Raw genomic sequence first — 13,907 nt, 5'->3', positions numbered from 1 at the left:
AGCCGCGCCGGCGGACCGACCCGCCGGCGCGGCGCGCATCTGGAGTTGCCGCACATGTCCGCGTCCCAAACCGTCGCCCGATGGCGATACAAGTATGTGCCCGACCACGTGGTCGGGGAGATCCTGTCGAAGAACTGGATCGACAACGCCGTGCCATTCCTGGCGCTGGCCGTGGTGCTGGCCGTGTTCGGCCACCAGATTCCGAACTTCTTCGGCGCCGCCAACCTCGGCGACACCTCGCGCCAGCTCGGCGAGTTCATCTTCATCGTCTGCGCGATGATGATCGTGATGGTCGCCGGCGGCATCGACCTGAGCGTGGGCTCGAACTTCGCGCTCGGCAACTTCGTTGCGCTGTTGCTGATGAACGTCGCGCAATGGTCGCCCTGGGCGGCGATGCCGGTGGTGCTGCTGGTCTGCGCGGGCGTCGGCCTGCTCAACGGCGTGCTGATCGGCTACCTGCGGCTGCGCGCCTTCCTCACCACGCTGGTCATGCTGATCATCGTGCGCGCGGTGGTCGACATGCTGCTGCTGCGGCATGCGGTGGAGATCGCCACGAACATGCCGGAATCCGCCGTGTGGGACTTCATCGGCGCGGGCACCGTGCTCGGGCTGCCGCTGAGCTTCCTGGCCGCCGTGGTGTTCGCGGCCGTCGCGCATCTGTTCCTCAGCCGGACGCGTCCCGGCTGGCACATCATGGCGATCGGCGGCTCGCGGCGTTCCGCCTACAACGTGGGCATTCCGGTGCGACGCACGGTCTGCCTGACCTACGTGGGATCGGGCCTGCTGTGCGGCCTCGCGGGCCTGCTGTACGCGGCCCGTCTGGGCAGCGCCGGCTCGGACACCGGCGCCGGGCTCGAGATCATGGCGCTCACCGCCGCGGTGGTGGGCGGCAACAGCCTGGGCGGCGGGCGCGGCTCGGTCGCGAAGGCGCTGATGGGTGCGGTGGTGGTGCTGCTCATCACCAACGGCCTGGTGCGCATCGGTTTCCAGAGCGGCGCCGGCTCGCTGGCGCTGGGCCTGATCCTGCTGGCGGCCATCGCCATCGACGTGCGCTGGCTCAAGAACAAGCACAAGCTGCTGGCGAAGACCTACGTCTCGCCCGCGTACCTCGCGCTGCCGCCCGCGCCGTCGACCGAGGCCGGCTCGGGCTCGCCCTATGCGGTGAACGACCGGCTGCGCGAGGTGTCGCTGATCGGCCTGGCACAGGTCGAGGGCCCGGAGGATGTGATCTTCGACGCGGAGGGCCATCTCTACACCGGCACCCGGCACGGCGACATCGTGCGCTTCTTCGGGCCGGACCACGTGCGCATGGAGGTCTTCGCGCATGTCGGCGGCCATCCGCTGGGACTGGCCTTCGACCGCGCGGGCAACCTGGTGGTGTGCATCGCCGGCATGGGCCTCTACAGCGTTTCGCCCGACCGCCGCATCGAACGCCTGACCGATGAAACCGATCGCACGACCTGGTCGGTGATCGACGACTCGCGGCTCAAGCTGGCCGACGATCTCGACATCGCAGCCGACGGCCGCATCTTCTTCAGCGAGGCCACGGTCCGCTACGAAATGCACAACTGGGCCTACGACGCGCTGGAGAGCCGCGGCAACGGCCGCATCATCTGCTACGACCCGGCCACGCGGAAGACCCGCACGGTGCTGCGCAACCTGGTGTTCCCCAACGGCGTGTGCATGGCGCACGACGGCGAGTCCTTCTTCTTCGCCGAGACCTGGGCCTGCCGCATCAGCCGCTACTGGTTCGCCGGACCGAAGGCGGGCCGGGTGGAGCGCGTGATCGAGGACCTACCGGGCTACCCCGACAACATCAACCGTGCCTCCGACGGCAACTTCTGGCTGGCCCTGGTCGGCATGCGCACGCCGTCCATGGACCTGTCGCTGCGCATGCCGGGCTTCCGCAAGCGCATGGCGCGGCGCGTCTCGCCGCAGGAACTGATCTTCCCGAACATCAACACCGGCTGCGTGATCAAGTTCGACGCGAAGGGCCAGGTGCTGGACACGCTCTGGGACCTGGGCGGGGAGAACCATCCGATGATCACCTCGATGCGCGAACACCGGGGGCACCTGTACCTCGGCGGCCTGCTCAACAACCGCATCGGCCGGATCGCGCTGCCCGGCGCCGACCCGGAATGGACCGGTGAACGCAGCTATGGCGGGGCGGCCGCATGAACCGCCACACCCCGAGCCGATTCGGCGCATGGCTCGACCGGACCCTGGGCCGCGGCCCGCACGCGGTCACCGTGCCACCCATGGACGGCCCGTTGCGGCCCAACAGCCTGCTCGACCAGGCGCTCGGCCAGGCACGCATCGCGTCGCCCGACAACCTCACGGTCTGGCACGACGAACTGCTGCTGAGCAGCGGTCCCGAACTGCATGCGCTCGACCCAAGCACGGGCGCGCTGCGGCCACTGGGCCGGATGGAACGCGACATCTGTGCGATCGCCACGCTGGCCGACGGCCAGGCGCTCGCCGCGCTCTCGGGCGGTGGACTGCGCACGGTCGGCCCGCTGCCGGAAGCCGCCAGCGTGCTGGCCGATGCGGCGCGCCGCGTCATCTGCTGTCCCACGGCGATGCGGGCCGGGCCCGACGGACGACTCTGGGTGACCGAAGGCTCGCGCGACCGGCTGCCCTCGCAATGGCGCGCCGACCTGTTGCAGGGCCGGGCGACCGGCGCGCTGTGGGTGCTGGACCGCTGGGACGCCCCCGCGCGGCCGGTGGCAACGGACCTGGCCTGGCCCGGTGGCATCGCCTGGCACCGCGATGGCTCGATCGTGATCAGCGAAGCCTGGGCGCACCGGCTGGTGCGCATCGATGCGGACGGACGTCGCAGCGTGGTGCTGGGCGACCTGCCCGGCTATCCGTCGCGGATCGCGCCTGCGGCCGACGGCGGCTGGTGGCTGTGCCTGTTCGCGCCACGCAGCCAGCTCGTGGAGTTCGTGCTGCGCGAGCGCGCGTACCGCGACGCAATGATGGCGCAGATCCCCGAGCGGTTCTGGGTCGCACCGGCGCTGGCCTCGGGGCTGGACTTTCGCGAGCCCATGCAGGGCGGCGGCATCAAGTCCATGGGCATGCTCAAGCCCTGGGCGCCGACCCGGTCGTACGGCCTGGTGTGCAAGCTGGACGCCGACTTCCAGCCGCAATGGAGCGCGCACAGCCGCGCCGACGGACGCAGGCACGGCGTGACCAGCGCCGTCGAAATGAAGGGCCGGCTCTACGTCGGCTGCCAGGGCGGGGGCGAGGTCGTCTCGCTCGATGCACAAGCGCAGGAATGAAGCCATGGACCCTCTACTGATCGAACTCCGCCACATCGGCAAGGAATACCGCGGTGTCCACGCGGTGCGAGACGTGAGCTTCGGCGTGCAGCGCGGCGAAGTGCACGCGCTGCTCGGCGAGAACGGCGCCGGCAAATCGACGCTGACCAAGATCCTGGCCGGCGCGGTGCAGCCGTCGCAGGGGCAGATCCTGCTCGAGGGGCAGCCGGTGCGCTTCGCGTCGCCGCACGATGCGCTCGGGCACGGCATCGCCATGGTCTACCAGGAAACCAGCCTGGTGCCGTCGCTGACCGTGGCGCAGAACCTGTACCTCGGCGACGAACCCTTCTTCAACCGCCTGCGCGGCCTGTACATCGCGGCCCAGCAGTTCCTGCAGCGCCTGAACTTCAACGTCGATCCCACCCAGCTGGTGTCGCAACTGGGCGCGGCGCAGCGGCAGATGGTGGAGATCGCGCGCGCCGTCCAGCACGATGCCCGCCTGATCATCTTCGACGAGCCGACGGCCACCCTGACACCCGAGGAGAAGCACCATTTCTTCGGCCTGGTGCAACGGCTGCGCGCCGACGGCGTCTCGATCGTCTTCATCTCGCACGCACTCGAGGAGGCGCTGGCGATCGCGGACCGCATCACCATCCTGCGCGACGGCGAGCATGTGCTGACCGCCGCCGCGAGCGAGATGGACCGCGACAGCGTCATCCAGGCGATGGTCGGACGGTCCCTCTCGCAGGCGCTCTACGGTCGGGGGGCGCAACGCACGCGCCGGCCACGCGGTGCCAAGGTGCTGAGCGTGCAGAACCTGTCGATGGGCACCATCGTGAAGAACAACGCGTTCTCGCTCTATGCCGGGCAGATCACCGGCATGTTCGGGCTCATCGGCTCGGGCCGCACCGAGACGGCGAAGATCGTGGCCGGGGTGGCGAAGCGGGACTTCCTGCACGGCGGCGAGATCCTGCTCGACGGCGAGCCGGTGCGCTTCCGCACGCCGCGCCCGGCCGTGCGCAACGGCGTCGTCTACGTCACCGAGGACCGCAAGCTCGAGGGCTTCTTCGAGACCCTATCAATCGCCGAGAACATCTACACCGGGCAGCTCGCGTCGTCGCCGAGCCGGTTCATGCTCGCGCGCCGAGGGGAGATGCACAAACTCGCGGAGGCCTGGCGCCAGCGCCTGTCGATCCGTGCCATCGACAGCGATGCGCGCATCGTCGAGCTGTCGGGGGGCAACCAGCAGAAGGTGGTGATCGCGAAATCGCTGGTGCAGCGGCCCCGCCTGGTGATCTTCGACGAGCCCACGCGCGGGGTTGATGTGGGCGCGATCGCCGAGATCCACCAACTCGTCCACGCGTTGGCCGACGACGGCATCGCGGTGCTCGTGATCTCGTCGTACCTGCCGGAGATCCTGACGCTGTCCGACCGCATCCTCGTGACGCGGCAGGGCCGCGTGGTGGAGGAATTCGCGCCCGAGAACGCCACCGAAGACAAGATCATGTACGCGGCCGTGCATTGACACGACGCGTGCCAGGCAAGGACCGAACCGCATGCTCCGCACCCAGACCTTCCACGCCTACCAGTCCATTCCGCGGCCGGTCTCGATGATCGTGGTCGAGCATGCGGCGGAGCCGTCCTTGATCGTGCCGTTGCATTCCCATCCGCGTGCGCAGCTGGCTTACGCGGTCAAGGGCACCTTCACGCTGCACACGGCGGCCGGCGCATGGCTGGTGCCGCCGAACCGCGCGGTGTGGGTGCCTGGCGGCGTCGAGCACGAGATGCACGCGCGCGGACAGGCCGTCTCGAATCGCTCGCTCTACATCCAGCCCGATGCCTCGCCCGACCTGCCCACCCGGTGCTGCGTGATCGAGGTTTCGCCGCTGCTGCGGCAACTGATGATCGACGCCACCGAGATTCCGCTGCTCTACGACGAGGCCGGCCGCGACGGACGCGTGATGCGGCTCATCCTCGACGAGATCTGCGCCGCGCCGCACGCGCCGCTGCACGTGCCGATGCCGCGCGACATCCGGCTGCTGCGCATCTGCCGCAAGCTGCTGGAGGAGCCGTCGTGCGAAGGCGATCTGGCGCACTGGGCGCGCTACGGCGCCTTGGGTCGGCGCACCCTGACCAGGCTCTTTCGCGACGAGACCGGCATGACCTTCACCCTGTGGCGCCAGCAGCTGCAATTGATGGAGGCGCTGCGATGCCTGGCCCTGGGCACTTCGGTGACCACCGTGGCGATGGACCTGGGCTACGAAAGCCCGAGCGCCTTCACCGCGATGTTCCGGCGCGTGATGGGGAAGACGCCCAAGCACTACCTCGGGCGCACCGACATCGACGCGGGCTGAGCCGCGCCATCGCTGGCTTGCTACAGCAAGCGCTTCAGGTACCGCCCCGTGTGGCTCGCCTCGTTCGCCGCGATGTCTTCCGGCGTGCCTTCACCCACCACCGTGCCGCCGCCCGCGCCGCCCTCGGGGCCCATGTCGATCAGCCAGTCGGCGGTCTTGATCACGTCGAGGTTGTGCTCGATCACCACGATGGTGTTGCCCGCGTCGCGCAGTTGGTGCAGCACCTTCAGCAGCAGCTCGATGTCGGCGAAGTGCAGACCGGTGGTCGGCTCGTCGAGGATGTAGAGCGTGCGGCCGGTGTCGCGCTTGCTGAGCTCGAGCGCGAGCTTCACGCGCTGCGCCTCGCCGCCCGACAGCGTGGTCGCGGCCTGGCCCAGCTTGATGTAGGAGAGGCCCACGTCGAGCAGCGTGTGCAGCTTGCGCTCGATGGTCGGCACGGCCTTGAGGAAGGCGTGCGCGGTCTCGACCGTCATGTCGAGGATCTGCGCGATGTTCTTGCCCTTGTACTGGACCTCGAGCGTCTCGCGGTTGTAGCGCTGGCCGTGGCAGACCTCGCACGGCACGTAGACGTCGGGCAGGAAGTGCATCTCGACCTTGACCACGCCATCGCCCTGGCAGGCCTCGCAGCGGCCGCCGGCCACGTTGAAGCTGAAGCGGCCCGGGCCGTAGCCGCGTTCGCGTGCGGTGTTGGTCTCGGCCATCAACTCGCGGATCGGCGTGAACAGGCCGGTGTAGGTGGCCGGGTTGCTGCGCGGCGTGCGCCCGATCGGGCTCTGGTCGACGTTGATGACCTTGTCGAAGTACTCGATGCCCTCGATGGCTTCGTGCTCGGCCGGTTCGTCGTGCGCGCGGTAGAGCGTGCGCGCGACCGCGCTGTAGAGCGTGTCGTTGACCAGCGTCGACTTGCCCGAGCCCGACACGCCGGTCACGCAGGTCAGCAGGCCGACCGGGAAGGCCACGCTCACGTTCTTCAGGTTGTTGCCGCTGGCGTTGACCACGCGGATCTCCTGCAGCTCGCCCTGCGAGGCCAGGTGCGCGGCCTCGCGCGCGGCGCGGCGTTCGGCGGCCGGGCTCTGCGGGAAGCGCGATGAAGACGCCTTCTTGCCTTCGTTGAAGGCCGGCTTGGCGACCACCGGCAGCCAGGCGGTGCGGTGCGCGGGCACCGCGATCTTCTTCGTGCCCGACAGGTACTGGCCGGTGAGCGAATCCGGGTTGGCCGCGACCTCGGCATAGGTGCCTTCGGCCATCACGCGGCCGCCGTGCACGCCCGCGCCCGGGCCCATGTCGATCACGTGGTCGGCGGCGGCGATCATGTCCTCGTCGTGCTCGACCACGATCACGCTGTTGCCGATGTCGCGCAGATGCTTGAGCGTTCCGATCAGCCGGTCGTTGTCGCGCTGGTGCAGGCCGATGCTGGGCTCGTCGAGCACGTACATCACGCCGGTCAGGCCCGAGCCGATCTGCGAGGCGAGCCGGATGCGCTGCGATTCGCCGCCCGACAGCGTCTCGGCGCTGCGGTCCAGGCTCAGGTAGTTGAGGCCCACGTCGTTGAGGAACTTGAGCCGCAGGCCGATCTCGCGCACCACCTTGTCGGCGATCTCGGCCTTGGAACCGCGCAGTTTCAGCGTCTGGAAGTAGGCCAGGCTGTCTCGCAGCGTCAGGTGGCTCACTTCGTAGATGGCCATGCGCGGCGGCGTGCTGCCGTCGTCACGCGGCGTGTCGTCGACCAGGAACACGTTGCGCGCCTCGATGCGCAGCCGTGAGCCGCCGCAGTCGGGGCAGGGCTGCATGTTGCGGTAGCGCGCCAGGTCCTCGCGCACCAGCGTGGAATCGGTCTCGCGGTAGCGCCGCTCCATGTTCGGAATGATCCCTTCGAAGGGATGCTTCTTCACCAGCTTCTTGCCGGCCGAGGCGCCGGACTCCATGGTGTAGCTGAACTTGATCTCTTCCTCGCCCGAGCCCTGCAGCAGCACCGCCTGCACCGCGGCCGGCAGCGACTCGAAGGGCGCGTCGAGGTCGAACTTGTAGTGCTTGGCGATGCTCTCCAGCATGCTGAAGTAATAGCCGTTGCGCCGGTCCCAGCCCTTGATCGCACCGCTCGCGAGCGACAGCGAGGCGAAGGCGACCACGCGGCTCGGGTCGAAGAACTCGCGGTGGCCCAGGCCGTCGCAGCTCGGGCAGGCGCCGACCGGCGAGTTGAACGAGAACAGCCGCGGCTCCAGCTCGGCCAGCGAGTAGCTGCAGACCGGGCAGGCGAACTTGGCGTTGAACAGGTGCTCCTTGCCGGCGACCGTGTTCTCGTCGCCCATCTCCAGCGCAATGGCGCGGCCGTCGGCCAGGCGCAGTGCGGCCTCGAAGCTCTCGGCCAGGCGCTGCTGCATGTCGGCGCGGGCGCGCAGCCGGTCGATCACCACGTCGATGTCGTGCTTCTCGGTCTTCTTGAGCTTGGGCAGGTCGTTGTATTCGTAGGTCGCGCCGTCGACGCGAAAGCGCACGTAGCCCGCGGCCTGCATCTCGGCGAACAGCTCGAGGAACTCGCCCTTCTTCTCGCGCGCCACGGGTGCCAGGATCATCAAGCGCGGCTGGTACGGTTCGCCCCCACGCTCGGCACTGTCGTGTCCTCGCTGCCCCCCGAGGGGGCTCTCGCCGCTTGGGGCGGCCCGGCGCGGCTCGGCAATGGCCAGCGTCGCATCGACCATCTGCGAGACGGTCTGCGCCTGCAGCGGCAGGTGGTGGTCGGGGCAGTAGGGCGTGCCGGCGCGCGCATACAGCAGGCGCAGGTAGTCGTGGATCTCGGTCACCGTGCCCACGGTCGAGCGCGGGTTGTGGCTGGTGGCCTTCTGCTCGATGCTGATGGCGGGCGACAGGCCCTCGATCACGTCGACGTCGGGCTTGTCCATGAGCTGCAGGAACTGCCGCGCATAGGCCGACAGGCTCTCGACATAGCGGCGCTGCCCCTCGGCATAGAGCGTGTCGAAGGCCAGGCTGGACTTGCCCGAACCCGACAGCCCGGTGATCACCACCAGCTTGTTGCGCGGAATGTCGAGGTCGACGTTCTTGAGGTTGTGCGTGCGTGCGCCGCGGATGCTGATGCGCTGCTGCGCGAGCACGGCACCGAGGTAGGCGTCGTTTTGGGGCGAATTCACAGGCGGCGGTCCGATTTTTTGGGCAACCGGACATGATAGACGCCCCGGCTATTCTCGGTTGAGGTCCGGTTGAGGTCCGCCGCGGTGCCGGCGACGGCCGGTTCCCGCAAGCCGGGCCCGAGCGTAGATAATCTCAGGTTCTTTTTTTCCTCCTCTTCATCCATTCATCAGGGGCAGTGCACATGGCATCGGTCAACAAAGTCATCCTCGTCGGCAATCTCGGCCGCGATCCCGAAACACGTACCTTCCCGAGCGGCGACCAGGTCTGCAACGCGACCTTGGCCACCACCGACAAGTGGAAGGACAAGCAAAGCGGCGAGATGAAGGAAGCGACCGAGTGGCACCGCCTGGTGTTCAACGGCCGCCTCGCCGAAATCGCCGCGCAGTACCTGCGCAAGGGCTCGCAGATCTACGTCGAAGGCCAGATCCGGACCCGCAAATACCAAGACAAGGACGGTGTCGAGAAGTACGCCACCGACATCCGCGTCGACCAGATGCAGATGCTGGGCAGCCGTCAAGGCATGGGCGGCCCGGCGGGCGGCGGTGACGATGGCGGCTATTCGCAGGGTGGCGGCAATGGCGGCGGCGGCGGTGGTGGCGGCGGTTACTCGCGTCCTGCGGCCGCGGCACCGCGCCAGGCACCGGCCCCGCGTCAGGCGCCGGCTTCGGCTCCGGCGCGTTCGTCGTCGGGCTTCGACGACATGGACGACGACATTCCGTTCTGAGTCCTGCTTTTCGCTCCGCAGCCAGGGCCCGCCAGCGCAAGCTGCGGGCCTTTTTCATGGTGCCCGTTCGGGCGGCGCGCACGCTGGTCGATGGCGCGTCGATAGCCTGAATGCATTCAGGTCATTGAAGGCGCCGCTTCGACATCCTCACCTTGATCGCTAATAATCAAAGCACTTTCTTTGATTATTAATGGACCGATCATGAAGACACGTTCAAGGGCCTGGCTCGGCGCCGGCCTTGCGGTGGTGGTGCTGGGAGGTGGCGGCTACGGGCTGCTCGCGCAATTCAAGCCGGCGCATGCGCAGGGCGGCGGCATGCCGCCCGTGAAGGTGGCGGTGGCCGTGGCGCAGCAGACCCCGGTGGCGCGCGTCCTGGCCGGCATCGGCACGCTCGAAGCCAACCGCCAGGTCGAGGTGCCGGCCGAAGTCGAAGGGCGGGTCGCAAAGATCCTGTTCGTGCCCGGCAGCGAAGTGCGCGCCGGGCAATTGCTCGTGCAGCTGAATGATGCGCCCGAGCAGGGCGACCTCGAACGCCTGACCGCCCAGCGCGCCAACGCCAAGGCGCTGCTCGAGCGCACGCGTCGCCTGCTGCCGCAACAGGCCGCGACGCAGGAGCAATTCGAACAGGCGCAGGCCGCCTTCGACCAGTCCAACGGCGACCTGCGGCGCGCGCAGGCGATGCGCGAGCAGAAGCAGATCAAGGCGCCGTTCGACGGCGTGCTCGGCATCCGCAAGGTCAACCTCGGGCAGTTCGTGCGCGCCGGCGATGCGCTGGTGTCGCTCACCGACGCGCGCACGCTGTTCGCCAACCTCACGCTGCCGGAAACCGCGCTGCCTGCGCTCCATCGCAAGCAGCAGGTGGCGCTCTCGGTCGACGCCTATCCGGGGCGCGTTTTCCAGGGCCGACTCAGCACCATCGAGCCCCAGATCGGCACCGACACGCGCACCGTGCGCCTGCAGGCCACGGTCGACAACGCCGACGGCGCGCTCACGCCGGGCATGTTCGTCAGCGGCAAGGTGGCGCTGCCCGCGCGCACCGACGCCATCACCGTGCCCGAAACCGCCATCACCTACAGCACGCACGGCGACGCGGTCTTCGTGGTGCGCGCCGACGACAAGGGCGGTTTCACGGCGCAGCAGGTGTTCGTGAAGGCCGGCGACCGGCAGGACGGCCGGGTCGTCATCGAGCAGGGCCTCCAGGCCGGCGAGCAGGTCGTCACCTCGGGCCAGCTGCGCCTGTACAGCGGCGCCGCCGTGGTGCCGGCCGAGAAGGACACGCTGGCCGTCACAGCGCCCAGGGAGCCCAGGTCATGAAGTTCACCGACCTCTTCGTGCGCCGGCCCGTGCTGGCGCTGGTGGTGAGCACGCTGATTCTTCTGCTCGGCGCGCGCGCGCTGGGCGATCTGCCGGTGCGCCAGTACCCGCTGACCGAAAGCACCACGCTCACCATCACCACGCAGTACCCCGGCGCCTCGCCGGAGCTGATGCAGGGCTTCGTCACGCAGCCGATCGCACAGGCGGTGGCGACCATCGAGAACGTCGACTACCTGTCGTCGTCGTCCACGCTGGGACGCAGCGTGATCAGCGTGCGCATGAAGCTCAACGCCGACGCCAACCAGGCGCTGACGCAGGCCATGGCGCAGGTCAGCCAGGTCAAGTACCGGCTGCCGCCCGAGGCCTTCGACCCGGTCATCCTGAAGTCGGCCGGTGAAGCGACCGCCGTGGCGTATGTCGGCTTCTCCAGCAAGACGATGCCGGTGCCGGCGCTCACCGACTACCTGTCGCGCGTGGTGCAGCCGCAGTTCGCGTCCATCACCGGCGTGTCGGGCGTGGAAGTCTCGGGCGGGCAGACGCTGGCGATGCGCGTGTGGCTCGACCCCAACCGCATGGCCGCGCGCGGCATCTCGGCCGGCGAGCTGGCCGACGCGCTGCGGCAGAACAACGTGCAGGCGGCGCCGGGCCAGGTGAAGGGCCTGTACGTGGTGTCGAACATCCGCGTCAACACCGACCTGGTGAGCGTGGCCGAGTTCCGCGACATGGTCGTCAAGCGCGACGGCGACGCCATCGTTCGCCTGGGCGACGTGGCCACGGTGGAACTGGGCGCGGCCAGCGTCGACAGCAGCGCCACCATGGACGGCGTGCCCGCCATCTACCTCGGCTTGCAGGCCGCGCCCAACGGCAACCCGCTGGTGATCGTGAAGCGCATCCGCGACCTGCTGCCCGGCATCCAGCAGAACCTGCCGCCGGGCGTCGAGGTGCAGTTGCCCTTCGAGCTGGCGCGCTTCATCGAGGCCTCGATCGACGAGGTGCAGAAGACGCTGCTCGAAGCCATTGCCATCGTGGTGGTGGTGATCTTCCTGTGCATGGGCTCGATGCGCGCGGTGCTGATTCCGGTGGTGACGATTCCGCTGTCGATGCTGGGTGCGGCGGCGCTGATGCTGCTGTTCGGCTTCAGCATCAACCTGCTGACCTTGCTGGCGATGGTGCTGGCGATCGGGCTGGTGGTCGACGACGCCATCGTGGTGGTGGAGAACGTGCACCGCCACATCGAGGAAGGCAAGTCGCGCGTGCAGGCCGCGCTGATCGGCGCACGCGAAGTGGCGGGGCCGGTGATCGCGATGACGCTCACGCTGGCCGCGGTGTATGCGCCCATCGGCCTCATGGGCGGCCTCACGGGGTCGCTGTTCAAGGAGTTCGCGTTCACGCTGGCGGGCGCGGTGGTGGTGTCGGGCGTGATCGCGCTCACGCTGTCGCCAGTGATGGCTTCGTTCCTGCTGCCGCAGGATGCGAATGCAAGTCGAATGGCCCGCTATGCCGAAGCCTTCTTCCACAAGCTGGCCACGGCCTACGGCCGCCTGCTCGACGTGTCGCTGCACCACCGCTGGGTGACGGGCCTGCTCGCTGTGGCGGTGCTGGTCAGCCTGCCCTTTCTGTACAACGCGGCGCAGCGAGAGCTGGCGCCCGGCGAGGACCAGGCCATGGTGATGACCGTCATCAAGTCGCCGCAGCACGCCAACATCGACTACGTCGAGAAGTTCGGCAAGAAGTGGGACGAGGTGCTGGCCGCGCTGCCCGAGAACACCGGCCGCTGGCTCATCAACGGCTCGGACGGCGTGTCGAACAGCATCGGCGGCGTGCAGCTCTCGGACTGGAAAGACCGCAAGCGCAGCGCCGATCAGATCCAGGGCGACGTGCAGGGCGGCATGAACGACGTCGAAGGCAGCAGCGTCTTCGCGTTCCAGCTGCCCTCGCTGCCGGGCTCGACCGGCGGGCTGCCGGTGCAGATGGTGATCCGCAGCGCGGGCGACCATCGCGCGGTGTTCGAGGCGATGGAAGCGCTGAAGAAGGCGGCGCGCGACAGCGGCAAGTTCGCCGTGGTCGACAGCGACCTGGAGTTCAACAACCCGGTGACCGAAGTGCGCGTGGACCGTGCCAAGGCCAACAGCATGGGCGTGACCATGAAGTCCATCGGCGACACGCTGGCCGTGCTGGTGGGCGAGAACTACGTCAACCGCTTCGGCATGGACGGCCGCTCGTACGACGTGATTCCGCAATCGCCGCGCGACCAGCGCCTGTCGGCCGAAGCGCTGTCGCGCTACTTCGTGAAGAGCGCGAGCGGCCAGCCGGTGCCGCTGGCCAATCTGGTCTCGCTGTCGACCAGCGTCGGGCCCAACAAGCTCACGCAGTTCAACCAGCTCAATGCCTCGACCTTCCAGGCGATCCCGATGCCGGGCGTGACCATGGGCGACGCGGTGGCCTTCCTGAGCGAGGAGGCGAAGAAGCTGCCGGCCGGCTTCAGCTACGACTGGCAGTCGGATGCGCGGCAGTTCACGCAGGAAGGCTCGGCGCTGGTGATGGCCTTCGTCTTCGCCATCGTGGTGATCTACCTGGTGCTGGCGGCGCAGTACGAAAGCCTGCGCGACCCGTTGATCATTCTGATCAGCGTGCCGATGTCGATCTGCGGCGCGCTGGTGCCGCTGGCCATGGGCTTCGCCACCATCAACATCTACACGCAGATCGGGCTGGTGACGCTGATCGGGCTCATCAGCAAGCACGGCATCCTGATGGTGGAGTTTGCCAACGAGATCCAGGAGCGCGACAACCTGGACCGCCGCCCCGCCATCGAGCAGGCCGCGCGCATCCGGCTGCGCCCGATCCTGATGACCACCGCCGCGATGGTGATGGGCCTGGTGCCGCTGCTGTTCGCCAGCGGTGCGGGCGCCGCCAGCCGCTTCAGCATCGGCCTGGTGATCGTCGTCGGCATGCTGGTGGGCACGCTGTTCACGCTGTTCGTGCTGCCCACCATGTACACGCTGCTGGCACGCGACCACCGCACGGTGGGCCGCTCGCAGCGCGCCACCGAACTCGACGCGCTCGTGGCGCGCGAGCCTGCCGGCGACCACGCCTGACGACACCGGGAGC

Annotated in this window: 8 protein-coding genes; 7 read left to right on the top strand and 1 reads right to left on the bottom strand. The window is 68.5% G+C overall.

Annotation, left to right across the window (positions count from 1 at the left end; genetic code table 11):
- Positions 1-54 precede the first annotated feature (54 nt).
- From ACSFBC_RS22615 to ACSFBC_RS22600, 4 genes are read left to right on the top strand one after another with little or no spacing between them, the layout of a single operon-like run.
- Positions 55-2,178, top strand: coding sequence for an ABC transporter permease (locus ACSFBC_RS22615; RefSeq protein ID WP_435512583.1), 2,124 nt, complete (start codon positions 55-57; stop codon positions 2,176-2,178).
- Entirely contained in the window at positions 2,175-3,281 is a 1,107-nt protein-coding gene (locus ACSFBC_RS22610) for an SMP-30/gluconolactonase/LRE family protein (protein WP_435512582.1), read from the top strand. Before ACSFBC_RS22615 ends, ACSFBC_RS22610 begins: the two co-directional genes overlap by 4 nt.
- A gap of 4 nt (positions 3,282-3,285) precedes the next feature.
- Positions 3,286-4,785, top strand: coding sequence for a sugar ABC transporter ATP-binding protein (locus ACSFBC_RS22605; RefSeq protein ID WP_435512581.1), 1,500 nt, complete (start codon positions 3,286-3,288; stop codon positions 4,783-4,785).
- A 31-nt stretch (positions 4,786-4,816) separates the two neighbouring features.
- Positions 4,817-5,614 carry an AraC family transcriptional regulator gene (locus ACSFBC_RS22600; RefSeq protein ID WP_435512580.1) on the top strand — a complete coding sequence of 266 codons (798 nt, stop codon included), beginning with the start codon at positions 4,817-4,819 and terminating at the stop codon, positions 5,612-5,614.
- Positions 5,615-5,634: 20 nt separating this feature from the next.
- Here the strand turns inward: ACSFBC_RS22600 and ACSFBC_RS22595 are convergent, their stop codons facing one another.
- Positions 5,635-8,760 carry an excinuclease ABC subunit UvrA gene (locus ACSFBC_RS22595; protein ID WP_435512579.1) on the bottom strand — a complete coding sequence of 1,042 codons (3,126 nt, stop codon included), beginning with the start codon at positions 8,758-8,760 and terminating at the stop codon, positions 5,635-5,637.
- 182 nt (positions 8,761-8,942) lie between these two features.
- On the opposite strand from ACSFBC_RS22595, the gene ssb reads away from it, so the two are divergent.
- From ssb to ACSFBC_RS22580, 3 genes are all read left to right on the top strand, one after another.
- Complete coding sequence (gene ssb / locus ACSFBC_RS22590; protein WP_435512578.1) at positions 8,943-9,485, top strand: single-stranded DNA-binding protein; 543 nt, start codon at positions 8,943-8,945, stop codon at positions 9,483-9,485.
- A gap of 201 nt (positions 9,486-9,686) precedes the next feature.
- The gene (locus ACSFBC_RS22585; protein WP_435512577.1) at positions 9,687-10,799 is read left to right on the top strand and encodes an efflux RND transporter periplasmic adaptor subunit; all 1,113 of its coding nucleotides are present in this window, start codon (positions 9,687-9,689) and stop codon (positions 10,797-10,799) included.
- Positions 10,796-13,894 (top strand): MexW/MexI family multidrug efflux RND transporter permease subunit, encoded by a 3,099-nt coding sequence (locus ACSFBC_RS22580; protein WP_435512576.1) that lies wholly within the window; start codon positions 10,796-10,798, stop codon positions 13,892-13,894. Before ACSFBC_RS22585 ends, ACSFBC_RS22580 begins: the two co-directional genes overlap by 4 nt.
- The last annotated feature ends 13 nt before the right edge of the window (positions 13,895-13,907 follow it).

This window comes from Variovorax frigidus (assembly GCF_051216515.1).
GTDB lineage: Bacteria > Pseudomonadota > Gammaproteobacteria > Burkholderiales > Burkholderiaceae_C > Variovorax.
The sequence above is the reverse complement of the archived record's forward strand: the minus strand, read 5'-3'. Positions and strand labels throughout refer to the sequence as shown.